The following is a 24,880-nucleotide window of genomic DNA, read 5'->3' as shown; positions in this document are numbered from 1 at the left end:
TATTTGGGATCATATCATATAACCTCAATCGGAATAAAAAAGAAGTTATCAATAAATAATATATATAGGAATTTGGCTGAAGCCGGGTAAAAATGGCTAAAATCTCGGATTTACTACATTACTATAGATTGATCCAAAGTTAAATGAGAACCCCACTGAACCGCCATAATTATATGAAGTAGCCTGTTGTTTTAGATTAAGCAAGCGTTCCTCTTCAGTTAATTCTCCGGCCGGCAGGCTAATCTGGTCATTAATCAGTGAATATCGCCCGGAAAAGAAAATGGATAATCCCCGGGCTACTCTCATATTTACCCTAAACCCCATGTTTACGCGGTTTTTGCTTAAATCATGGACATAAGTTCCTGCATTCATCCAGCCAAAAACTCCACCCCATGGCTGAGTAAAGTCGGCTCGAATGTTAAGTTCATTTCTCCACAGAAACTCATTTTTTTTATTAAGAATGGTGACTTCAGTATAGTCATAATACGAACCAAGTACGCCCAGCCTAAAAGTTACTTCTCTCCGATTATGTTCTCTGTAAGGGAATAAACTGTATTCAATGGAGGGTGTTGCGCCAACACTCAGGTTTATATTATCCTGAGATGAGGAACGCACCCGTGCATACCCGCCAATAGTCCAATGCTGATTTATACTTCGGGCAACTAATGAAGTAAAGTTTTGATTCTCAGTTATAAAAATATCTTTAGTGGTGCCGGTTTCAGTTTCTTTTCTGAAAACTTGCCGGTTATAATTTTGGCGATATTCAAACCTTACTTTCAGTTCATCAGTTATCCTGCTTGCATCAAAATTTCCTCCAAGCCTGAAATTACCTTTTGATTGTTCCCCGCTGAAACTTGTACTCAGTCCTATTTCAAATATCCAGCTATTCCAGGGATCTGTATTGTCTACTTCATCTGAGCCTTCATTTAAAGTTCCGGAAAAGTTTACGTTTAAATCAGATAATACATCTCTGTCCGCAAGAAAATAGATAAGGCCGAGTTTAACATGCCTCACCAATTTGCGGCGCATCATGTCATTGGTATCAGAATTTGGGCTTATGAATTTTAAGATATGAGACTTATTTGAGATGTGTCCCAACCCGATAAAGTTTAGGGTATGTTCCCAGCCCCCACTTCCGGTTTGTTGCAGTGTTACAAGTAAATGAACTTCTGCATCTGTCTGATCTCTTACAAAATTTATGAAGTTTACTTCAGAGCGTACGTAACTTCCGTTACAACCGCGGCAATCCAAAAAAACATTTATTGTTTGTTTTGTTTCTTCACGGTCAGATTGTGCGTAGAGAAGTGAAGAAGGGAATAAAAATAATAGAAATAAAAGGCGTTTGATGTACAATGTCCGACCAATAGAACGTTAATATTTAATTCCTGCAACTTACGAAAGCTGAAGATTAAGCTTTGCAAAAAAAGCTAAAAATCTTTTAGGATTAATCTTTACGAACGATCAATAGTTAATTTTAGAAGATCGACTTTGCAAGAGACGCCTTACTTTTTAATTACTGCTTAAGGTTTTTTAGATGCTCGTTTAAGTATTCCGTATATGTTTGGTAAAGCAATAAATAACTTGAACTGTTGTAGGCTACCCCATGGGTGCCGGGAGGATAGATTCTCAGGTCGGCATCATGGCCTTCATCGGTGAGTGCTTTTATAAGCTGCATGGTATTTTGCATATGTACGTTTTCATCCATGGAGGAATGAGCAATGAACATTTTACCCTGGAGTTTTGCAGCATGGGTGGTTACTGCGCTTTGGGCGTAACCTTCCTCATTTTCTTCTAAAAGCCCCATATATCGTTCAGTGTAAATGGTATCATATAATCTCCAGTCGGTTACAGGAGCTCCTACTATGGCTACTTTGAATACATTGGGATGAGTTAAGATCGCAAAACTACTCATATACCCGCCATAACTGTGGCCGCGAATACCCACTCTGTCTCCGTCTATCCATTCGTACTCATCAACCAGATAATTGGCGGTTTCAGCAAAATCATGTGCTTCCCAATGACCGAGATTTTCATACACAATTTTTTCAAAACCATGCCCATAGCCACCGCTTCCGCGATTGTTTACATTTACAGTCACATAGCCTTCTTGTGCAAGCCATTGAGTCCAGCCGCTGCTTTCCCAGGAATTGTAGACTCCCTGGGCTCCGGGTCCCCCATAAATGTTAAAGAGCAGGGGATAAGACTGGTTAGGATCGAAGTCGATAGGTTTGATGATGGAACCGTCCAGCTGTTGTCCGTCTGAAGTGGTAAATGAAAAAAGTTCTTTTGGGGCATAAACTTTCTTTTTGATGTACTCCGATACAGCAGCATTATCCTCCAGTTTATTCAGTAATTCATTGGCAGTAGACCAAAGTTCAACTTGACGCGGAGTATCTATACTTGAATATCGATCAATGTAAAACAAGCCATTATCTCCCATTGAAATAGAGTGGGTTCCGGGTTCAGAAGTGTGTTTTCCTTTTTGTGATCCGTCAAATTTAATGGAATATAAATGGCGCTCCAGCGGACTTTCCTCTGTTGAAGAGTAATAAATAAACTCCGAAGAGGAATTAATAGCATGGATGTTGGTCACCTCCCAGTCACCTTCAGTAACCTGATTCATGAGTTCACCGGAATAATTATATCTGTAGATATGATTAAATCCATCCCGTTCTGAAACCCAGAAAAATTGTTCTAGATCCTCAGGGAAAAAGAAATAGTGATTGACCCCGGCAAAGAAATCAAATACATCGATCCAGCCGTCTTCGTTTTTTTCTTCCATAATGAGGGTTCCCTTTCCTGAGGTTACATCAAAGAAATGAAGTTGCAGATGATTTTGCGGCCGGTTCAACCAAACGACAGCCAGATTTCCGGGTTTACTTGTCCAGTAAAATCTTGGTACGTATCCATCTTTGAGATCCAGATCCATCCATGTATTTTTTCCGGTTTCAACATTTACGGTTCCAATCTTAATCCCGGGATTATCCTGTCCGACTTTTGGATACGGAATTTGAACATACTCAGGATAGGTACCGGAATAATCAGTAGATACAAAAAGTTCAACATCGCGCTCGTCAGTTTGCCAGTAGGCAATATATTTGCTGTCGTGCGACCAGCCCCATGCCTGGGCAAGCCCGAATTCTTCTTCATAGACCCATCCAAAACGCCCGTTATAAAAGTTTTCAGCGCCGGAGTCAGTTAGCCGGGTTTCCTTTTGTTCATCCAGATCAAATACAAAGAGATCCCCTTCGCGTTCATATCCAACTTTAGATCCGTCAGGCGACAGTTGGGCGGTCATGGCATCTTTTACCAGTACTTTCAGCTCGCCGGTTTCCACTTCATAATAATAGTAGTCGGAAATTCCTGAACGGCGATAGATAGGGCGGAAATTTGACTGAAATACGATGAACCGGGAGTCATCGGTCCACTGGAAGGAGTTGTATTGAAATGTCTCTTCGGTGCCGGGTGTGTTAAAGTCAGAGTTCACAAATATAAGCTGATCTTCTTCCGTGGCCGGATTGTAGGAGCGGATTTCTGAGGCTCGGGTCTCAGAGTTTTGTTGCGTATATGAATATTGATTTCCATCATTAATCCATACTACGTTACCCGGCCCGCTATTACCGCTGAGTTGCCTTCCTGCATATAATGCCTCTTCAAAACTGGCATATTTGCTTTTTTCCTGGGCATGGATGTTTGTGCTAAGGGCTGTGATTGTCAGAAACAGAAGTGACAAAATGGAGATTTGGGATATTCTTTTCATAATCTTTCAGGAATGAGTTGCTCAGTGATAATATAATGTGGTGAACGAATGAGTACCGAATTTAGTAACAGCTTTGATGATAAAAAATTGAGCAACTAAAATCTGTATTTAGTGACCAATCGGAATTTGAAAGGCGCTCATGGCTAAAATTGCCAGCGTGACCCAAAGCCCGACTTTTTTGCTTCACATTTTTCAAGGGCCTCGGGGATTAGGTTATTAAACACCACCCAGATTATGGCCCATATACCTAATCCCATGGTTACCACTGTTCAGGGTAAAAAACTTAAAACAGTTTGGGAAAATTTAAGAGTTCTTCAATAGTCTCAAACCATTCAAGACAACTAACAGAGTACTTCCCTCATGTCCAATCACTCCAAGTGTCATGGGCAATTCGAAAAGGAAAACAGAGCTTACCAGCATAGCGATCACAGCCAGGCTGAAAATGATATTTTGCCATACCACCGTTTTTGCACGCCGGGCCAGTCGGATCATATATGGAAGTTTGGTAAGGTCGTCTGACATTAATACCACATCGGCAGTTTCTAAAGCCACATCGGTTCCGGCTGCTCCCATAGCTATTCCCAAATGACTTGCGGCAAGTGCCGGGGCATCATTAACGCCATCTCCAATCATAGCAACTGCTTTTTTTTGAGATAGCTTTTCGATAAGCTCAACCTTTTGATCCGGCAGCAGTCCGGCATGATAGTTTGAAATATTAAGTTGTTCGGCTACATTTTTAGCTACATTCAATGAATCTCCGGTAAGGATGGTGATGTCAACAATGCCCAAATCCGCAAGTTCAAGTAAAGTAGAGGCAGCTTGCTCTCGAATCTGATCAGCTAAAGCCATCGCTCCGATTATTGAATCATTTTTTGCCACATAAATCACAGTTTTACCCTGATCCCTGAATTTTTCTAATGTACGGTTAAAGTCATCCGGCTGATCTTTAAGGATTTCTTCAAATAAATACCGGTTACCTATCTTCAGCACTGCACCATTTACTTTTGCAGAGATTCCTTTCCCGATGATAGCTTGTACATCTTCAGCTCTTATAAGATCGATCTTTCTTTTCCTGGCCTCATTCACGATGGCTTCGGCAAGATGGTGTTCAGAATGTTCTTCAGCTGATGCAGCAAGGCAAAGTAGTTCGTTTTCCGATCCTGAAATTGAAATTATTTCAGTAACAGCCGGTTTTCCTTTTGTCAGCGTTCCTGTTTTATCGAATGCAATAGCCTGGATTTCAGCAGCTTGTTCCAGGTGTGCTCCTCCTTTAAAAAGAATACCGGAACGAGCTGCATTTGCTATGGCAGAAAGAATACTGGCCGGGGTAGAAATGATCAAAGCACAGGGGGAGGCTACCACCAGAACAGTCATGGCCCTGTAAAAAACGGGGTCAAAAGGCTGATCCAATATATAATAGGGAACGAGGATGAGAGCGATGGTCGAAAGTATTACGCTGAGAGCATACTTGGATTCAAACTTATCAAGGAATCGCTGCGTTTCGGCTTTCTTGCTTTGTGCCTGCTCTACCATTTTAATGATTTTGGCGAGTGTGGTATCACCGGCGAGCCGGGTTACTTTGACCTCGAGAATACCGTTTTCATTGAATGTAGCGGCAAAGACCTCAGCTCCCTCTTCTTTAAATACAGGGGCACTTTCTCCGGTGATAGCAGATTGATCAACGGTTCCTTTTCCGGACCTGATGGTTCCGTCAATGGGGATTCGTTCTCCGGGTTTTACCACAATGAGGTCTCCGAGTTTTAGTTCTTCGACGGGTACTTTTTGTTCTGTGCCATCTGCATTTCTTACCAATGCCTCTGATGGCCTTAATTTCATCAAAGCGCGGATAGCATTCCGGCTGCGTCCCATGGCAAAGTGCTGTAAGGTATTACTAAGTGAAAACAAGAAGAGCAGCATAGCGCCTTCAAGCCAGTAATCGATAACAGCAGCTCCGGCTGCGGCCAATATCATCAGCACATCAACATTGAACTTACCTTTCATTAAAAATTGCACGCTTTCAATCAGTCCAAAGTAGCCGCCGGACAAGTAGGAGACTATATAAAAATAGCGTGCAGTGTCTTCCGAGATCAGATCAAATAAGGAGCCAAAAAAACCAAAGCTGAGACTTAGGGTACAGATCAGGGTCAGGAAAACTTCAGCCCTGTGTTCTCCAGACATCCCTTTTAAATTGTTGCGTATGGATTGATAACTCATAATGAAGGATAAAAAGTTCGGGAAAATATATGGGCTCTTTCATTGATGACCTAACTTTATTAATAATTTAGAAGGGAATTAAATAAGAATACAAACCCTCTTTTTTGGAACTTAAGGTCAAAAATAGATCTAAAGATATGAACAGGCAGACTGAATTATTTACTGTCTATTGACGATACAGTATTCAGACCCCATGGCTTAGTGCTTGATAGCCATATTTACTTTTAGCTAAAGAATGAACAGACAAGCTTAGTAACAAAGCTTTGATTAAGCCAGGTTCCAATTTGTTAGTCGCAGCTTTTTTATTTTCAACCTATTTTAAAAATTGAACGTGGGATAAGACGAGCTATTTAACTCGGGCCTCAATACAGTATGCCATCAATCAATCCCTGCTTAACGAGACAATTGATAACAACTTAGATAGCGGAATTCGATTGAATATGGGTTTTAGGATTCAGCCCGATTCAAGTTTGTTCCCTTTTCATTCCAATTCACCGTTTTGATGACAATAAAAAGCCCGATTAATACCAAGGGGATACTTAGCAACTGACCCATATTAAATATCCAGTCACTGGCAAAATCAGCTTGTGGGATTTTGGTGTATTCAAGCAGAAAACGGCCTGAGAACAGCAGAATCAGGAACACTCCGAAGATTGAACCTTCCGGCGGATTCGCTTTATATTTCTTATAAATGGTCCATATTACTGCAAAAATAATGATGCAGAGAAGGGCCTCATAAAGCATGGTTGGGTGGCGGGGAACCATGCCGGCCGGTCCGGGAAGGTTACTGAATATAATTCCCCAGGGAGCGTCCGTTTCGTGCCCGTAGATTTCAGAATTGGTAAAATTTCCTATCCGTATAAAAGCACCGCCAATGGCCGTGGGAATTACCACGCGGTCCGCCAGCCACATAAAGCTCATTTTGGGAGTTTTTTTAGCCAGATAATACATTGCAATAATAATCGCGATGGCAGCCCCATGACTGGCCAGCCCTCCATTCCAGATGGCCAGCACCTGATCTAAATTGCGGAGATAGTAGGAAGGATCATAAAAAATGACATGGCCAAGCCGGGCACCAATCACGGTTGCAACCAAAATCCAGGTGAGAATGTGTTCCATTTCTTCGACTTTGCGTCCGGCATCTTTCCACATTTTTACCCCGAACAAATAGCCGGTAACAAAAGCTCCGGCAAACAATACTCCGTACCAGCGGGGGGCAATAGGGCCAAGTGAAAAAATTTCAGGGTCAATGCCCCAGGTCAGGTTTTCCAGCAGTGCTAAAATCATATCATTAATTGATGAAAATTTGAATTAGAAAATAAGAAGCTGACTACGATAAAAAAATCCATTTACATAAAGATCTGCAGATCATTCAATTAACAAAAATTTCCTGACTCATTTTTTAAGTCAAATGCCTATACTTGAAAAACAAATCAACAGGCACTTAAACGAAATTATTTTGCAGCAAGATCGAAGGTTTGTACGGCCCAGAAAGCAATTGGTGGAGCTTTTGAAGAAAAAAGGCATTAAAGACGAACGTATACTCATGGCTATTGGTAAAATTCCGCGTCACAAACTTATTGATACCGCACTTCACTCCAAAGCCTATAATGATACGGCACTTCCAATAGGGATGGGCCAAACCATTTCACAGCCGTACACGGTGGCGGCACAAACGGAGTTATTAGCGATTGAACCCGGCGACAAGGTTCTGGAAATTGGAACAGGTTCCGGTTATCAGTGCATGATATTGTGTGAACTTGGGGCAGAGGTCTATAGTGTTGAGCGCCACAAGGAACTGTACCACCGGGCTAAAGAAGCACTTAAGGAGTTAGGATATAAAGCCATGCTGAAGGTTGGAGACGGTACACTGGGGTGGTCAACCTACGCCCCCTATGATGGTATAGTGGTAACCGCAGGCGCGCCCGTGGTGCCGGATGATCTTGTGCAACAGTTGAGTGTGGGAGGGAGGCTGGTGATCCCGGTTGGAGATGATGAGAAACAAATGATGCTTCGGATTACCCGCGTTTCAGAGAATGAGTATGAACGTGAGGAACTGGCCGACTTTAAGTTTGTTCCGCTTATCGGTGAAAAAGGTTGGGGAGAGTCGTAGTGGCAGAAGAAAAACCTATTCCTCCCAAAGACACGACTACTCTTAAAGAAGCTCCCTTTCTCGCCCTTAAGGGTTTTTTGATGGGGTCAGCGGATATTGTGCCCGGCGTAAGCGGTGGAACCATGGCATTGATTGTAGGGATTTACGAACGCTTGCTAAATGCCATTAAAAGTGTAAACGGTAAATTCCTGAAATTCTTTTTCACCTTTAAGTGGAAAGAAGCCTTAGGTGAAGTCCACCTGTTTTTCCTGATGGTATTGTTTTTTGGGATTTTCTCTGCTCTTGCTTTTTTCACTAAAGTAGTACCGCTTCAGGTATATATGTTTACGCACCCGGAAATTGTATATGGCTTGTTTTTCGGGTTGATTGTGGGTTCTATCTACATTCTTATCAAAGCACTTGAGCGGTTCTCAAATATAGAAAAAGGTATGCTCATTTTAGGAATGGCTTTTGGGATATGGATTGTATCTCTGGTTCCGGCAGATACGCCCGAACACCCTGCTTTTGTTTTTCTAAGCGGAAGTATTGCCATTTGTGCCATGATTTTACCCGGTATTTCCGGATCCTATTTGCTGCTGATTATGCGTAAATATGATTACCTGCTTTCAGAAATCGGAAAGCTGGGTGGGGTTGAAACAGCAGATGGGATGATGGGCTTGTTACCATTTATTTTAGGTGCAATTGTTGGTTTAGCGGCCTTTTCAAGATTTTTATCCTGGTTGCTTTCCAGATATCACCCCCAAACCATAGCTGTGTTGATTGGGTTTTTAATCGGTTCCCTGTATGTAATCTGGCCGTATCAGCATCGGGAATTTGTGCAGCAGGTAAGCGTATCGGACGTTCAGTATATGACGCATCCTAAGGTGCAGGAGCTTATGGAAAATCCGCCGAATACGAATTTACCGGAATATAAACGGCTGGGGGAAATCTCGAATGCGGACTCTGCCTTTGATGAGATGAAAAAGGTAGAAATTGAGACCGTCAAGAATAAGATGATTAAATCAGAACCTTATGTTCCCGGGTGGATTGGCTCTGAACCTGAAGATGATCCGAATGTTTGGGGAGGTATTATTGGGATTTTAGCAGGTATGGTAATGGTTGGCGGATTGGAACGCCTGAGAGAGAAATAGAGGTTCTTGAAAGCAGTTAGAAGATTTATGAGAATATCACGGTTCACATAAATTTGAGTAAAGGATGGAACATTATCGGGTGCTAACTTATTTTATTAATAGAGTTATCAAATAAAAGGAGCCATTATGAATGTTGAGAGAATATTAATTCCAACCGACCTTTCCGAAAAATCAAACGCTGCACTGGCATCGGCCGATTTATTTATCGAGATGTTCGATTGCACGGTAGATTTAATGCATGTTATCCCGTTGTCAAAATATTTGGGAGACAGTTTTGATAAAATTGGGGTGCCTTTAAATATGGATAAAGATATATATCCAAAATTGGTGGAAAATCAGCGGAAGGAACTGAGTGCGTTTGCCAATGAACACATTAAAGACAAGAAACGGCGAGGTGAGTATATTGTAACTATTGACCGTAAACCTTCGGACTCCATCCTCAATCAAATCAAAAAAGGGAATTATGATTTAGTGATTATGAGTGCCCGGGGCTCACATTACGCTGATTTCTTTCATGGGAGTGCTACAGATAAAATTATTCGCCGATCGAAAACTCCGGTACTTACGCTTTCAGAAACCATGTTTCTGGAAAAAATTAATACCATTCTTGTTCCTTGTGACTTTTCCAATCATTCTTTGGCTGCCATACCCATGGCATTTGATATGGCTAAAAGATTTGGGGCAAAGCTGGAGCTGCTGAATGTGGTTGAAATGTATGCGCATGATGTACATGGCATAGAACCAACAACCATTGGGATTGATGAAAAGGCCGTGTATGGAGGAATAAAAGGCCGGCTGAGATCTTTCTTTTCGGATTTTGATGAATATAACTTTGAAGTTCAGGATGGGGAAGAGATGTATCATGACATATTGGTACATAACAATAACGGAGAGAAAGAGACGGTTGAGTTCAAAACGGTAATCCTCAAGTCGATAGCCGCACACCATGAAATTGTTGATTATGCCAATGAAAACGCTGATTTGGTGGTTATGAGTACTCACGGCCGAACGGGGCTTTCCCGCATGTTGCTTGGCTCAACTACGGAGCAAGTGATTCAGCACCTCGAAAAACCTCAAATCACCATAAAACCTGATCTTGAGGATTGATGGCTGCCCTCTCTCTGATCCCGGCACAAGTGCCGAAATCGGTCTCTCTCCGAAGAGAGACATACGGGGTGGGGTATTTTTTATACCCTGATTTGAGGTAGTGATTTACTAATGTCCCGTACCCTGTGTCTCTTCGGAGGGACCGGATGAATGGGAAAGCATTTTCCCAATCATACAGGGAGGGTCGTGTGTGATTAAGTTTCTTTTGCCTCCAAAAGGGCAATCTCTTCATCAATTCTCATACAAACAGTGGTCATATCATCTAAGACTTCTTCATTTGTAAATCTCAATACGGTATAACCGGCTGCCTCCAATTTATCATGTCGTTCTTGGTCGTGTCTCCGGGCTTGAGGGTGATCATGGCTGCTCCCGTCGATTTCAATAATCAGAGAAAGCTTTTTACACATGAAATCCGCTACATAATCTAATACCGGACGTTGACGGTTGAAGGTGTATCCTCTGCGTTGTTTCTTTTTTAACCCGTATTTCCAGAGAGCGGCTTCAGCCTTAGTCATATTTTTCCGAAGCCTTCGAGCGATCGGCTTTAATTGTTTATTATAGTGGTGATGTATTGGATTGTATCCCATATTTCCCCTCTTTTATTGGATGGTAATTAAAATGAGGGTTTTTTGCAGGAATTTCCTCTCTCTGATTTCGGCACATGTGCCGAAATCGGTCTCTCTCCGAAGAGAGACATACGGGGTGGGGTATTTTTTATACCCTGATTTGAGGTAGTGATTTACTAATGCCCCGTACCCTGTGTCCCTTCGGAGGGACCGTATGAATGGGAAAGCACTTTCCCGGTCATACAGGGAGGGCAGTGTGTAATTAAGTTTCCTCATTAGACAATTCACTCCATTTTCTTCATTCAACCTTCACAGTAGATTTACACCTTCAATTAACAGCTAATCAATGTGGAGGTTGTTATGAAAGCCCGGCATATTTTAGTCCCTACCGATTTTTCCGAAGCTTCGCTCGAAGCAGTAAAAATGGCGGCTAAATTCGTTGAATTGTATGACAGTACCGTCGACTTAATCCACGTAATTCCGCTTATGAGTTATTACGATGAGAGCATGCAGCATTTGGGCGTGCCTTTTGATATGGAGAAAGATATCTATCCCAAAGTGTTGAAAGAAACAAGTCAGAAACTGCATGAAATTGCAGAAGAATTTATACCTAAAGAGCATCGCGGACAGCTGATCAATTTGGTCGGCCGGAAACCGGCTCAGGTAATAGCGGATCAGGCCGGTAAAAGTCAGTATGATTTGGTGATCATGGCCAACAAAGGAAGCCATGATACCGATGCCCTTCGAAGCGGAGTTACTGAAAAAGTAATACGGTTCTCCCAGAAACCCGTTTTGAGTTTAAATACTGCTTTTGACGAAAAGGCCATCAATAAAATCCTGGTACCCGTGGATGGTTCAGATGATTCTGCAGCACCGCTGGTTCAGGCATTTGATTTGGCTTTGACCTTCGATGCAGAGTTAGTATTGATGCATATCATTGAACCGTACTCATTGGGTATGGAAGTGATGCCAATGACGATTGAAGACGATAAAGCCGTATATCATTCCCTGATTAAGAATATTGTAAAATATTTTGATAAAAATCCTGAGCTGGGATTTAGCATCAAACGCGAAGGGGATGAATTTGAAGATTACCTTGTGCGTGAAGCAGATGGAAACACTAAGTCTGTTAAGATGACAAGTATAGTGAAGAAAGGATTTTCTGCTCATACGGAAATCTGTGACTATGCCAATGAAAATATTGATTTGGTGGTAATGAGTACCCACGGAAGAACAGGGATTGCGAGGGTGCTTCTTGGATCTACAACCGGTATTGTAGCCCAGCATCTGAATAAACCCTTGATGACTTTAAGACCCGGCTAACTCAGCTTGTTTTGATATAAACACAGACAAGTACAAGCCCCATGCAGATCCGTGATTTGTGTGGGGTTTTTTGTTTAAAAAATTAAATTTATCGCCTCATTCCAATTTAACCTCTGTTATAAGGATAAATCTTTTTTTATAAGAATCTCCAGATACCTTATAATCCATTCACTTTTAAACAGTTCAAATCAGTCCGTTATGTCAGATAAAATGTTCCGAATTGCAGCCAAACCAATTTCATTCCTTTTTTTAATGCTGGTGTTCTGTTCTATTCAGGCAACCGCGCAGCAAATTCCCCAGCCTTCAGATGTATTTGGTTTTGAGGTGGGAGCCGATTATAAATTGGCGGATTACGATCAAATGCTGGAATACTATGATCAATTGGATGCAGCCAGCGACCGGGTGAAAAAAATTACTATTGGAGAATCGGTACTGGGACGGCCGATGCTCCTGCTGTTTATCTCCAGCCGGGAAAACATTGAGAACCTGGAAAAATACCGCGAGATAAGCGAAAAACTATCACGGGCCCGGATCGATGATGAGGAAGCGGTCCGGATATCGGAAGAAGGAAAAGCTATCGTCTGGATTGACGGGGGCATGCACTCTACGGAACTTGCACACGGACAAATGACTTCCGAACTGGCCTACCGGATTGCGTCCGAAGAAACCCCCGAGATGCAAAAAATCCGGGATAATGTCATCACTTTGCTAATGCCGGTTATGAATCCCGACGGACTGGATATTGTGGGAAGCTGGTATAAAAGAAACCTGGGTACTCCTTTTGAGACTACCGGCCCGCCATGGTTATATCATCATTATGTTGGTCATGATAACAACCGGGACTGGTTCATGAATAATATGCCGGAGACCTATCATGTGAATGAAGTGCTGTATAATGAGTGGTACCCTCAAATTGTATACAATCACCATCAGACTGCCCCATCCTGGGCCCGGATCTTTTTACCCCCGTTTTCGGATCCCGTGAACCCTAATATTCATCCGGGGATAACCACGGGTGTCAATCAGGTGGGATCTGCCATGGCGCAGCGATTTGCCCTTGAAGGCATGCCGGGCGTAGTATCCGATAACAGCTATACCATGTTTTGGAACGGTGGCGGACGCACAACCCCCTATTACCACAATCAGATTGGGATTTTAACGGAAACGGCTCATGCCACCCCAACGCCGCGATATTATGATCCGGAAACCATGCCTGAAACCATAGGCAGCGGGATTCCCACCGACGGCACCGATATTTTTTATCCCGATCCATGGAAAGGGGGAGAATCCCATTTCAGGGATGCCGTTGATTATATGCTGACAGGCTCCATGGCCGTATTGGACTTGTCGGCAGAACGCAAAAGCCAGTTCCTCCATAATATTTACAAGATGGGGCGCGATGCCATTGAAGCGGGAGAATCAGGTGATCCTTATGCGTATGTAATCCCGAAAAATCAGTGGGATGACGGGGAAGCCATTGAATTGGTAAACATTTTAAAACAAGGCGGAGTTGAAATTCACCGGGCAGAGCGAACATTCACTGCCGGAGACAAACAATATCCTGCGGGTTCTTTTGTGGTAAAAGCAGGCCAGGCGTACCGTCCGTTTGTGATGGACATGATGGAACCTCAGAATTATCCTACCCGGCTTCAATATCCCGGCGGCCCGCCCGACCCACCGTATGACCTGGCAGGGTGGACATTACCCATGCAGATGGGAGTGGAAGCAGACCGCATCAATGAATCTTTTGAGTTCAGAGAAAGCGCTGTTAATGAATTTGTGGAGCCGGAAGCCGGAGAAATTACAGGCAATGCAGGTTACGGCTACGTGCTCTCGCCCAAACCGAATGCAGGGGTGAAAGCCATGAACAGGCTGCTGGCGGTCGGCGAGAAAGTATATCGCACCCAGTCAGGATTCAGCAGCGGAGGAAATGAATTTGCAGCCGGATCGATCATCATCGAAACGCAGGATGAAACGGAAACCGCCGTTTGGGATATGGCCCGGATGTACGGGCTGGATTTCACGGGCATTTCATCCGAACCTTCCGTGGAGTTATATGAGGTGAAACGGCCTAAAGTAGGGTTGTATAAATCCTGGGTAGCCAATATGGACGAAGGCTGGACCCGGTGGGTGTTGAAAGAGTATGTGTTTGATATCGATACCCTGCATGACCGTGATCTGGTGGAAAAGGATCTTTCGCAGTACCATTCTATTATCATCCCCGATCAAAGTCCGGGCCGAATACTGAACGGCCACCCGGAAGGAACCATGCCGGAAGAATATACCGGGGGCATGGGGCTTGAAGGTACGTTGATGCTCCAGAAATATGTAAAAGAAGGAGGTACATTACTCGCCTTCGATTCTGCCAGTGATTTTGTAATCAGCCAGTTTGGCCTGCCGGTGGATAATGTGATTTCCGGGCTGTCCAATACCTCGTTCTTTATCCCCGGTTCGCTGATTCGGGCAAATGTCTCAACCGAAAACCCAATCGCCCACGGAGTGCAGCCCGAGGTTGCAACTTCATTCTCCCACAGCCGTGCTTTTGAAATCATTAAGATTGACCGCGAAGGAGAGGGCGGAAAAGAAGACATCAAAGAAGCTCCGGAACTGCCTATTGATATCGTAGTCCGGTATGCCGAAGATGATTTGTTAATGAGCGGATGGGCCCTGGGAGAAAAGCGGCACCTGAGCGACAAAGCGGCCCTGATGGACGTGAAATACGGAGAAGGAAATGTAGTACTCTACGGTTTCCGCCCGCAATTCAGAGGTCAGCCCCATGGCACCTATAAGCTGATATTCAATCCGATTTTTATGAGTGCGATGGAAAGGTAGGGGTTGGTTGGCCTTCCGTACGGACCCTATCCCTGTCCCTTTCCCTAACGCACTTTGTTGTTAGGGCCGGGGTTGATTGGGCTGTTTTGTCTTTTTGAGGAACCGTTGCATACCAACCGGTATGCGTCAAGGGAAAGGGTACGCCTTGGTGACAGTTGTGATTGTGAATTGGGCTTTAGAAATAATCTTTTCGGAATGGAAGTCAAAATTAATCACTGAGATCCTATAAGCGTCTCCTTCCTTGCAAGGCGCAAGCCGCCGGAGGGAAGGAACAAGGAAGGGTCCGCTGGCGGGGAGGGCTTGCGGTTTTCCCAAAAATAAATCTAATTAAACCATGAATCTCACATGGAAATCCATCACTGAAATAGCCCGTGAACTTCGGAATAGCCCCACCGTGGCCGAGAAGAAATTATGGGGTGTTTTGAGAAGGCGGCAATTGAAGGGGTATAAATTTCTCCGCCAGAAGCCCTTTGTCTATGAGCAACACGACCACGAACGCTTTTTCTATATCGCTGATTTTTACTGTGCGGAACTTAAGCTGGTGATTGAAGTGGATGGGAAAATCCACGAATACCAAAAGGAGGATGATTATCAGCGGGATTTGGTGTTGAATGGGCTGGGTATAAAGGTGCTTCGGATTAACAATAAGGAGTTGGCGGATATGGATGGTGTGGTTGAGCGGATTATGGGGTTTATGTTGGGGTGATTGCCCTTCCTTACGGACCCTTTCTCTGTCTCTTTCCCTAACCTCGCATTCGCTCGGTCAGGGCAAGAGGACGCCTTGGTTATGACTGTGGTTGTGAAAGGTAATTGGGCGTTAGAGATATTCTTTTTGGGATGGAGGCTAAAATTTGTACCTGAATCCTTATACGCGTCTCCTTCCTTGGCGCGCATGCGCGTTAGGGAAGGAACAAGGAAGGGTCCGCTGGGGCGAGTTAGGCAACTATTTTGGGTATGCATGGTATTTATACGTTAGAAATATCCTTTTCGGAATGGAAGCTGAATACAATTTCCCTGCTGTTATGAATTAATTCGGGAAAAGAATAGCTTTAGTATATATGAAAAACTCCCCATCCTCATCTCAGGCAGCTGTAAAAAAGATACTCCTCACCGGAGCAACCGGATATATCGGAAAACGACTGCTTCAGAAGCTGCTTGAAGAAGATTGTATGGTGTATTGCTGCGTGCGAGACCGGCAACGCTTCGATACCACACCCTATGAAAGCGGCCGCATTGAAGTCATTGAAGCAGACTTTCTTAAACCTGAAACCTTAGACTCCATCCCCGGAGATTTAGATGCCGCTTATTACCTGATACATTCCATGACCTCCTCAAAAGACTCATTCGAAGAGCTGGAACGGGAGTCGGCACTGAACTTCAGGGCAGCTCTTGAAAAAACATCCGTGGAACAGGTGATCTACCTTAGCGGGATTGTCAATGACGAACACCTTTCGACCCATTTGCGGTCACGGAAGGCGGTGGAGGAGATTCTGTCAGATTCATCCTTTCATCTGACCACCCTCCGGGCCGGCATCATCGTGGGTTCGGGAAGCGCCTCCTTTGAAATTATCCGGGACCTGGTGGAAAAACTTCCGGTCATGATTGCCCCGAAATGGCTGAATACCCGTACGCAGCCGATCGCCATCCGAAATGTCATCCAGTTTCTGAGCGGAGTCCTGCTGAAACCGTTTACCTATGATCAGAACTATGATATTGGCGGTCCCAAAGTGATGACCTACAGAGAGATGCTGAAAACATTCAGCCGGGTGCGCGGACTCAACAGGATCATCATGACGGTCCCGGTATTGACACCCAAGCTTTCTTCGTACTGGCTCTATTTCATCACCTCTACCTCCTACAATCTTGCCTCCAGCCTGGTAGGCAGCATGATGGTGGACGTGGTTTGTAAACCCAATGACCTGCATGAAAAACTGGGCATTGATTTGATCCCCTACAGTGAGGCCATTGAACTGGCTTTCGGAAAAATTGAACAGCAGGGGGTACTCTCCAGCTGGCTGGATGCCACATCCAGTAATAAACTTGACAAGGGGGTGGCACAGTTAATTGAAGTCCCCGGTTACGGCTGCTTCACCGACCGGCGAACGGCTTCCATGAGAGACGCCCGGGAGACCCTGGAAAAAATATGGGCCATAGGCGGTGACACCGGCTGGTACTATGCCGATTGGCTCTGGAAACTAAGGGGGTTTCTCGACAAACTGGTGGGCGGTGTGGGCCTGAGACGGGGGCGAAGGAGTTCGGAGATCATTTCGGCGGGTGATGCCCTGGATTTCTGGCGGGTGCTGCATGCCGATAAAGAGAATGGTCGCCTGCTCCTCTATGCCGAAATGAATCTTCCGGGAGAAGCGTGGCTTGAGTTCAAAATTGAAAAAGACACCCTTATTCAAACGGCCACATTCAGGCCGCTCGGCGTGGCAGGGCGTCTTTACTGGTACTCAGTTTTGCCGTTTCACGGATTCATTTTTCAGGGTATGCTTGATAAGCTGGTTGAGTGATGCTCATTTTTTATAGGGGTTGGTTGGCCTTCCGTACGGACCCTATCCCTGTCCCTTTCCCTAACGCACTTTGTTGTTAGGGCCGGGGTTGATTGGGCTGTTTTGTCTTTTTGAGGAACCGTTGCATACCAACCGGTATGCGTCAAGGGAAAGGGTACGCCTTGGTGACAGTTGTGATTGTGAATTGGGCTTTAGAAATAATCTTTTCGGAATGGAAGTCAAAATTAATCACTGAGATCCTATAAGCGTCTCCTTCCTTGCGGAGCGTCAGCGTCACGGAGGGAAGGAACAAGGAAGGGTCCGTTGGCGGGGCGAGCTGGGTTGGTTGCCCATTGGCAATGCATCAGATTATCGTAAAACTTCAATATTCCTTATTCTGCATTCGATATTCTTTAGAAAAGTCAGAAGAGTTTTATAGAAAACTCATTTTAGTTCTCTAGAAAACTATTTCAAGTTCTTTAGAAAACTCATTTCAGTTTTATAGAAAAGTGTTTCGAGTTCTTTAGAGAACTTTTCTCTGCCCCTGCTATTCATGAACCCGGCGCCTTTTATATTTTCATATAGATGCTTCCAGATTTTGATCCGGACGCTTTGAAATTTCTGTCTAGACGGAAAAAAATTTTGTCCTCGTTCCCAACCTCCCGGTTTGGAATGCATGAGAGAACCTCCGGTTCGAATGAATATGTGTCCTCGCCGGGTTGGTTGCCTTTACCCTCGTTCCGGGACTCCGCTCCGTAACGCCCGCCTGAGGCTCCGCCTCATATTCTCAAACAGGATGATTTCGCCGGAATGCCGACCAATCGATTATGAGTCGACTGCTCTAACCAACTGAGCTACGGATCCTGAGATATCATAAACGGCGATTTCCCACCTTATAAGCCAAAACTGAATCAAAATTGTACATAGTATTGTACATAGCTCTACTTTCTTTACCGATTGTACATAGTACATTGGCATTAGAATGAGGTTTTATGTTTTTAACTGTGTACAATTCTGTTCCTTTTCGTTCGCTTACATTGTGTAAGTAAATATAGAAATAAAAAGTGCCTCGGTTCAATCTAATTTTGAGTGTTTTTTGAGAAGTCTTACAAGTGCCTCCGCAACTTTAATTTCAAGCTCTTTCGCTTCTGAAATTCCTTTCTGACTTTCACTAAAATCAAAATTCAAAAGAAGTGTAAGTGCGTTTTCGATTTTTTCTTTCTCAGAAAAGTTAAGATTTGAACTTTCCGATACGCTCCCAAACATATCTCCCTTTCCGGTAAGCAACCAAGTTCCATTACATCCGGAGCCCAAAACAACCTGAGCTAATACTTCAGATCCCGGTTTTTTAATTCTGCCATACTTCAAATCAGTAATTAACGAATAATTGTTAATTCCACATTTCATAAGAAATTCTTTAGCCGAACCATATCTATTGCTAATTAAAATAATTCTTTCGGCTATACTGTTTTTTTTAATTGTGCTTGAATGCATTTAATCTGTAATTTCGTCCATTCGTTAATTAACTATAATTCATCTACTTACACTGTGTAAGTAACTAAATATAATTATGTCTAATCAAATACCTAATACACATTCACAATTAAAATTTGCGTTGGGTATCAGTCAAAGAAGTTTAAAAGGTTTTGCTAACACTCTTACCAAGCCAGATGGTTCCATTGGAATTTCACACGCCGCTTTAATTCGGGTAGCGCAAGACACAGACAAAACCCCTTGGATACGTGAAGTAATTAATAGAACCATTAATCAAAGTAAAAGGAAGCACCCAAGCATTTGGGAAGAATTTTTGAAAGGAAATGACTCAGACAAAACAAAAACAAATAATTAATGCAATTGATGGCTTATCTAATCAATTGGAGCTTATACGCTCACTGGTAAACGATACCCTCCTCCAAAACAAAAAGTGGCTGAATTCAAAAGAATTTGCGCTATTAGCTAATGTCAAACCCAAGTCAGTTTCAAATAATGTTGGAAAAGGTAAGTACAAAAAAACAAAGAGAGATATACACGGCAAGCACCTGATACATGTATCGGAGTTAAAGAGGCACTCAGTATGAGTATGAAACCACTTACCAAAGATCTCAGAACTACCATTTGGGGGCTTGCTGCATTTATAGAAAACGAAGTGAACCTTAAAGACTTTTCCTTATTGATAAGGGATAAAAAGAACGCAGATATCAAACAAGTCGCAGTGATTCTGATTGAGGCTAAACAAAAACTTAACCGAGTGATCTTGCAATAGGTCAGACCTGATTGACATTCTACGAAGCTATACCTCATGTAAGGGAAGCATCCAGAAATGATATTATCGAAATCATTTCTGAACGCATTCCCTTAAAAAAATCTGGCAGTTACTATAAAGCACTATGTCCTTTTCACAATGAAAAGACAGCATCATTTTATGTGCATGAAATCAAAGGCACATATAAATGCCACGGTTGTGATGCATGGGGCAATGCGATTAGTTTCGTAATGTTTTACGATGGGCTCACCTTCAATGAAGTCATTTATTTATTCGCCGACCGGTATCACCTAACTATTTCAAAAAAAAGTAGGAAAAAATACCTGAAGGCTATAAAAAAAGAAAACGATATACTTCCAGGGTACTCCTCTGTGAAGTCTGAAATCCTTAAGACAAAGAAAGTTTACGTAGCATTTAAACAAGGCAACACGTCATTCACCCCTATTCTTTTCATAGATGACAAGCTAAGCCTTGATGCGGCAAAACTTTTAAAAAAACGAGCTCAAAAAATCATTTTTGTGGCTCAGGATACTCCTTGGGAAATACTTAAACCTTCCTTTGAAGCAGCTTTAAAAGCAGAACTGGAGGTATTCGCTATTCCAGATTATTCCAATGAATTCCAGGAAATGGACTGGGTGGACTATTGCTCCGCTCAGACTACTCAAAAAATTACAACAAAAGATGTGATACAGCTTATTGCAGGGATACCTGACAACATCACCCGGTCTGTGTACATCACTTATGCAACAGATAATTTCAAAGAATTGACTATATAATGACAAACCCCATGTTCAACGCCGATTTTTGGCGTTGGTATCTGCGAAAAGAGTTTAAAGAATTTACCCATTTAGCAGATACTACCACTCTTATTGAAAGAATTCCGAATGTGTTCACTGAAAACAATCCCGATTCTTTCCTCACAGTAAACCTCGACACAGAAATTTGTAAAGATTCCGATGGTAATGAATTTAATATGGTTGAATTTATTGCCATAAAAGAGGACTGCGAACGGCAGTACGCGGAAATGAACCTGGCCGTTGACTATGAGCGCTGGTTGGCCCAAAAGTTTCAAGAAAATGCGGCCAAAGAATACGAACGGGATTTCGATAACTACCAATGGGTACGAAAACGAGGTGGAGAAAAAGTACCCGTAACCGATTTTGATCTGATTTTGGAGTCCATCATCGAAAAATGGAATCCGGAAAAGAAAGAATGGGAACGCACCTATGTTGGACAGCTCCGGTATCTACGGGGAGGCATTCCCATGTACAAACCCTTCAATTTTGAGCCTGGCCAAACCCATAGCGTTGAGGAATTTTCCAAAAGCGTATGGAATAAAGACGTGCTCCAGGTGAAAAACATGAAGAACGAAGACATGCGAAGCTTCTGGCTGCATGTAAACATCGAGTTTAAACCACGCATTGTCCGTGAGTTTGACCACTTTGGGATCATTTCATTTGAAAAAACCCGGTATTTACTCGCCGGAAACGTGCTGGTATGCTTCCCAAAAAAACCATCTGATCACCTAAAGCTCATTGCCCAGCGCGATGGAGCCTTTCCGGTAGGTGATAACAAGTTTTTAAAGCCCCCGGAAGATGCTATTCACCTACCTCATTACGATTTAGGGCTCGCTAATCCCGATGGTTATTTCCAAAATGCTCAGGAAAGCCTATACAATGACCAGGAATTTTATAAAAAACTGGTAGAAGTTGAGTTTCACTTTTGCGGTATGGTGGGCGGTAATACGGAATTCAGGCTTTGGGGTAAGGTAATTATCGCTTACGTGTTTGCCTTCGTGTTTTTTGACGAGATCTACACCCTTCACAAGCATGTCATCTTCCTCTACCTGTATGGTGAGGGAAACGTGGGTAAAGGAGAAATGGCCAAGCTTATTCAGGATTTTTTTGGAATAAATCACCTGGATAGTTTGAACACTCCACCGGCTCGATCTGTGGACGAGGCGCTGGAACAAAAATCCCACATCCCCCAGTGGATTGATGAGCACGTTCCCCAAGTACCTGGTAAAAAGGCCAAGATTGAAGACCAGATCTGGAACTCTTGGTTCGAACTCAAGCCACGTCCCACCAACATCAAAAAAGGCAACAAATGGGGTAAGGAACATAAAGTCGTGCGTACCATGCCACTTTTTTGCAGCAACTTTCTACCGGCCACCGATCACCTGCTTAGCCGTTCGCTGATCATTCATTACAGCAAAAAGACGCGTGGACCTGAAGATCACGTAAAAGAGCTACTCAATGATCGGGTTACCCTTCAGCGGCTCATGCTTTCTTTTCTAAAAAACTACCACCTTCTCAACCGAAAAGACTTCATTCGGGATATGGAACGTATCAGGCTCAAGCTCAAAGAAGCGGTAAAAAACGAACTGGGCGACAAAATGAAAGACGTGGTGCTTCAAGACCGGCAAATTAACCAGTTTGCCTCGCTGGTTACCGTTTCCTACTGGCTCAACCCTGACTACCGGAACGTTATTTCGGGTGTTTTGGAAGAACTCGATGAGGTAAAAGACAAGGCCATGTACGATGACTACTACCGCAATTTTACCAAGGAGCGTAATGACGAACGGCTTCTTTCTGTTACCGGGCAAGATCTTTTCCTTTTTGCTCGCGATGAAGTCGTTAAAACCGCCATCCGTTACTCCTCTCAAGATCCACTGACCGAATTTATTGAAACCATCGGTACGCTTATCCAATCTTTGAAGGTAACCGTACATCATTTCAATTGGACCAAGGACGGCACACTCAAAATTTGGGCCAAGGCGATCTGGGACATCTACGAATACGAAAAAAGAGGCACCGATGGCATGGTTCGCCGTGATATCGTGGATGAGAAGCTTCGGGATTTAAGCGATTTGACTCCGGAAGGCGAACTTAAGGTGGTGAACTGGACCATTGTTGACAGTTACAGCAACCTAAAGACCGATACCATTCGTCAGCGGGGCTATTACCTCCCGAATGCGGTAGAAAACGAGCTGTTTCGCAACGCCTTTAACTGGGACAAATTTAAGCCTGCTGGAAGCCAGCCCTGGACGGAAAACACCGAACTGTTTAAAGAAGAAATAGCTTCGGCGTGAGCTATTTTTTTAGCTATAGAATAGAAAAGACCGAAAAAGAAGAAAATCTATGTTTCAATGTTTCAAAATACTAAAAACATACTTTATGATACTTTTAATACACTTTTTTATGAAACTTTTGCTGAAACATTTATGAAACACCATGAAACATTCACCCTTTTTACTGAAACAAGAATGTTTCATCTGTGTTTCACGGGCAATTCTTCTAAATCATTGAAATTATTTACCCCAAAAATAAACGCAATCCATCGTGAAACAGGCATGTTTCAGGAAATGTTTCATAGAAATCAGCCTTTAAATATGCCTCAGTGTAATTTTTAGGTATTTGAAACATTTTTTTGGAATAAAATGAGTTTTACCGGAAAATCAATACATAACCATCACTAATTAGAAACTCCATGCAGACTGAAAAATCCATGCAAGAAATAATTGACCGCGAAGTAATGACCATCAAAGAAGCCCAGGTATATGTAGAGGAAAAAACGGGGATGAAAAGCAGCCTTTTTTATGATTGCGTGCGTCCTCTTCTTTCTCCCCGTCCCATGGCTATCAATCAACGCACCCGAAAACCCGCTCATTTTGTAGTTGCTAAAGAACAAGTTGAGCAGGTCATTTTCAGCATGAAAAAACAAATTGAGTAAAAAAGAATAATTCCAATTCACTCAATAAATTTTTTCCAATTTTTTGTGCTTACAGAAAATTTTTACTTGCTCACATCCCCAGTTATTCCTCCAAGGGCCATTTAACTCCATTTATATCCTGCCTATTCTGTGTTCGAACCAAACAGAACACAGATGGCAGATCATTCAGAACATATACACGACACGCTTGCTGATGATAAAATAGGCGGAGCTATAAAAGCTTCTCCCGGCCGACCGCCGGCTGAGTTTTATTCGAGTATGAATATTCCGGCTAAGTTTTCTATGGCTGGAAATTATTACCACGAGCGCTGCCTCCAGCTCGAAGGACAACTAACGGATGCAAATCGCAAAATCCAACAGATTACCGACGAGCTTTTTCAAGCCAGAAAAGACCTTTCCCAAGATAAAACCGAATTACTGTTAGCCCACCAGAATGAGATCGCCAGGCTGAAGGAGGAATTCAGAGATAAACTCGATGGGCTTAAAGAAGCTAACACGTCAAAGGTCCATGAATTGGAAAAAGAAATTGAAAAACTGGACCGTGAACAGTTCAAAAAAGACCTGGAATATCAAAATGCTCAGCAGTCTCCGGGAAATCAATTTGTAGAACAGTTCGTCAAAAAGACCCCGGAGGTAATTGATACCCTTGGCGGATTAATAAGCATCATCGTTGGGCAGCGGCATGGATTAGGCCCTATTGCAACCTATACACCTCCTTCGGAGACCATTAACACTGCACCTGAAAACGAAGCAATCTCATCTGGTGAACCTACAGAACATTTTCCTGAAACTTCCAGGCCATCACAACCAGAGCCCCTTCTAGAGGAAGCTCAGCCGAAAGAGCAAACTCAGGCAAATAACCCAACTACCCCCAATCAATGAGCATGCACTTCCCCTATCAAAAATTAATACAGGCTGCCTTGGATTTTATGGCTATCGACTCCCCTTCTGCGGCCCGCTATATAACCTATGTACGGGCCATACAATCACAAATTGGAATCATTCAGGGCATTGAAAACAGACCTTTGACGGCCAAGGACTGGATCAGTATCGCTATTGAATTGGGCAGAAGGGCATTGGAAAGAGATATCGGCGCGAAACGAATTGCAGAAAGTATATATCCCTTAGTGGATGGATCAGGGCAATTTTCGACCTATGCCGGTATCTCTGCCAGTGCTGCCACCAACCTATTACTTATTTGGTCGGGTACTTTTTCACTTCGACCAGAAGAAAAAGCGCTATTGGTTGATGTAATTGCAGAACTGCAGAAGCTATACATAACGCGAACTAATCCAATTGCCCACTCATGAGGACAGTCCAAACTAAAACGATCTCCCAACTGCGAAAT

Annotated in this window: 20 protein-coding genes; 14 read left to right on the top strand and 6 right to left on the bottom strand. The window is 43.2% G+C overall.

Translation table 11 applies throughout. The features are described 5' to 3' along the window. Nucleotides 1-96 precede the first annotated feature (96 nt). The 4 genes from HUJ22_RS14400 to lgt all read right to left on the bottom strand — a co-directional run bounded on the left by HUJ22_RS14400 (nucleotide 97) and on the right by lgt (nucleotide 7,261). On the bottom strand, nucleotides 97-1,353 hold the full coding sequence (locus tag HUJ22_RS14400; RefSeq protein ID WP_290878391.1) for a hypothetical protein: 1,257 nt from the start codon (nucleotides 1,351-1,353) through the stop codon (nucleotides 97-99). A gap of 160 nt (nucleotides 1,354-1,513) precedes the next feature. Beyond that, nucleotides 1,514-3,760 (bottom strand): S9 family peptidase, encoded by a 2,247-nt coding sequence (locus HUJ22_RS14395; protein WP_290878390.1) that lies wholly within the window; start codon nucleotides 3,758-3,760, stop codon nucleotides 1,514-1,516. A 303-nt stretch (nucleotides 3,761-4,063) separates the two neighbouring features. Continuing rightward, the gene (locus tag HUJ22_RS14390) at nucleotides 4,064-5,938 is read right to left on the bottom strand and encodes a heavy metal translocating P-type ATPase (protein WP_290878389.1); all 1,875 of its coding nucleotides are present in this window, start codon (nucleotides 5,936-5,938) and stop codon (nucleotides 4,064-4,066) included. 483 nt (nucleotides 5,939-6,421) lie between these two features. After that, nucleotides 6,422-7,261: a prolipoprotein diacylglyceryl transferase gene (gene lgt / locus HUJ22_RS14385; RefSeq protein ID WP_290878388.1), complete on the bottom strand. Its 840-nt coding sequence runs from the start codon at nucleotides 7,259-7,261 to the stop codon at nucleotides 6,422-6,424. A 124-nt stretch (nucleotides 7,262-7,385) separates the two neighbouring features. Here lgt and HUJ22_RS14380 point away from each other — a divergent pair, with 124 nt between their 5' ends. The 3 genes from HUJ22_RS14380 (at nucleotide 7,386) to HUJ22_RS14370 (ending at nucleotide 10,324) form a co-directional block, all read left to right on the top strand. After that, nucleotides 7,386-8,087: a protein-L-isoaspartate(D-aspartate) O-methyltransferase gene (locus tag HUJ22_RS14380; protein ID WP_290878387.1), complete on the top strand. Its 702-nt coding sequence runs from the start codon at nucleotides 7,386-7,388 to the stop codon at nucleotides 8,085-8,087. Beyond that, the gene (locus tag HUJ22_RS14375; RefSeq protein WP_290878386.1) at nucleotides 8,087-9,217 is read left to right on the top strand and encodes a DUF368 domain-containing protein; all 1,131 of its coding nucleotides are present in this window, start codon (nucleotides 8,087-8,089) and stop codon (nucleotides 9,215-9,217) included. The genes HUJ22_RS14380 and HUJ22_RS14375 overlap by 1 nt, the downstream gene beginning before the upstream one ends. A 126-nt stretch (nucleotides 9,218-9,343) precedes the next feature. Then, entirely contained in the window at nucleotides 9,344-10,324 is a 981-nt protein-coding gene (locus tag HUJ22_RS14370) for a universal stress protein (protein ID WP_290878385.1), read from the top strand. A 194-nt stretch (nucleotides 10,325-10,518) separates the two neighbouring features. Here HUJ22_RS14370 and HUJ22_RS14365 read toward each other — a convergent pair whose 3' ends face one another. After that, nucleotides 10,519-10,911, bottom strand: coding sequence for an endonuclease domain-containing protein (locus tag HUJ22_RS14365; protein ID WP_290878384.1), 393 nt, complete (start codon nucleotides 10,909-10,911; stop codon nucleotides 10,519-10,521). Nucleotides 10,912-11,250: 339 nt separating this feature from the next. On the opposite strand from HUJ22_RS14365, the gene HUJ22_RS14360 reads away from it, so the two are divergent. The 4 genes from HUJ22_RS14360 (at nucleotide 11,251) to HUJ22_RS14345 (ending at nucleotide 17,558) form a co-directional block, all read left to right on the top strand. After that, a complete protein-coding gene (locus HUJ22_RS14360; protein ID WP_290878383.1) occupies nucleotides 11,251-12,213 on the top strand; it encodes a universal stress protein in 963 nt (320 codons plus the stop codon). 198 nt (nucleotides 12,214-12,411) lie between these two features. Beyond that, nucleotides 12,412-15,045, top strand: a complete 2,634-nt coding sequence (locus HUJ22_RS14355; protein ID WP_290878382.1) for a M14 family zinc carboxypeptidase — start codon at nucleotides 12,412-12,414, stop codon at nucleotides 15,043-15,045. 334 nt (nucleotides 15,046-15,379) lie between these two features. After that, complete coding sequence (locus HUJ22_RS14350; RefSeq protein ID WP_290878381.1) at nucleotides 15,380-15,751, top strand: endonuclease domain-containing protein; 372 nt, start codon at nucleotides 15,380-15,382, stop codon at nucleotides 15,749-15,751. 352 nt (nucleotides 15,752-16,103) lie between these two features. Continuing rightward, nucleotides 16,104-17,558: an SDR family oxidoreductase gene (locus HUJ22_RS14345; protein ID WP_290878380.1), complete on the top strand. Its 1,455-nt coding sequence runs from the start codon at nucleotides 16,104-16,106 to the stop codon at nucleotides 17,556-17,558. A gap of 1,053 nt (nucleotides 17,559-18,611) precedes the next feature. Here HUJ22_RS14345 and HUJ22_RS14340 read toward each other — a convergent pair. Next, nucleotides 18,612-19,031 (bottom strand): hypothetical protein, encoded by a 420-nt coding sequence (locus HUJ22_RS14340; RefSeq protein ID WP_290878379.1) that lies wholly within the window; start codon nucleotides 19,029-19,031, stop codon nucleotides 18,612-18,614. Between the two features lie 76 nt (nucleotides 19,032-19,107). Between HUJ22_RS14340 and HUJ22_RS14335 the strand changes: the two genes are divergently transcribed. The 7 genes from HUJ22_RS14335 (at nucleotide 19,108) to HUJ22_RS14305 (ending at nucleotide 24,842) form a co-directional block, all read left to right on the top strand. Beyond that, on the top strand, nucleotides 19,108-19,386 hold the full coding sequence (locus HUJ22_RS14335; protein WP_103663958.1) for a hypothetical protein: 279 nt from the start codon (nucleotides 19,108-19,110) through the stop codon (nucleotides 19,384-19,386). Between the two features lie 231 nt (nucleotides 19,387-19,617). Then, nucleotides 19,618-19,800 (top strand): hypothetical protein, encoded by a 183-nt coding sequence (locus HUJ22_RS14330; RefSeq protein WP_290878378.1) that lies wholly within the window; start codon nucleotides 19,618-19,620, stop codon nucleotides 19,798-19,800. A gap of 11 nt (nucleotides 19,801-19,811) precedes the next feature. Further along, nucleotides 19,812-20,576, top strand: coding sequence for a CHC2 zinc finger domain-containing protein (locus HUJ22_RS14325; protein ID WP_290878377.1), 765 nt, complete (start codon nucleotides 19,812-19,814; stop codon nucleotides 20,574-20,576). 11 nt (nucleotides 20,577-20,587) lie between these two features. After that, nucleotides 20,588-22,891, top strand: coding sequence for a hypothetical protein (locus tag HUJ22_RS14320; RefSeq protein WP_290878376.1), 2,304 nt, complete (start codon nucleotides 20,588-20,590; stop codon nucleotides 22,889-22,891). A 398-nt stretch (nucleotides 22,892-23,289) separates the two neighbouring features. Continuing rightward, on the top strand, nucleotides 23,290-23,532 hold the full coding sequence (locus tag HUJ22_RS14315; RefSeq protein ID WP_255135347.1) for a hypothetical protein: 243 nt from the start codon (nucleotides 23,290-23,292) through the stop codon (nucleotides 23,530-23,532). Between the two features lie 153 nt (nucleotides 23,533-23,685). Continuing rightward, the gene (locus tag HUJ22_RS14310; protein WP_290878375.1) at nucleotides 23,686-24,414 is read left to right on the top strand and encodes a hypothetical protein; all 729 of its coding nucleotides are present in this window, start codon (nucleotides 23,686-23,688) and stop codon (nucleotides 24,412-24,414) included. A 2-nt stretch (nucleotides 24,415-24,416) separates the two neighbouring features. Next, entirely contained in the window at nucleotides 24,417-24,842 is a 426-nt protein-coding gene (locus HUJ22_RS14305; protein ID WP_290878374.1) for a hypothetical protein, read from the top strand. Nucleotides 24,843-24,880 lie beyond the last annotated feature (38 nt).

It is taken from the genome of Gracilimonas sp. (genome assembly GCF_014762685.1).
GTDB lineage: Bacteria > Bacteroidota > Rhodothermia > Balneolales > Balneolaceae > Gracilimonas.
The sequence above is the reverse complement of the archived record's forward strand: the minus strand, read 5'-3'. Positions and strand labels throughout refer to the sequence as shown.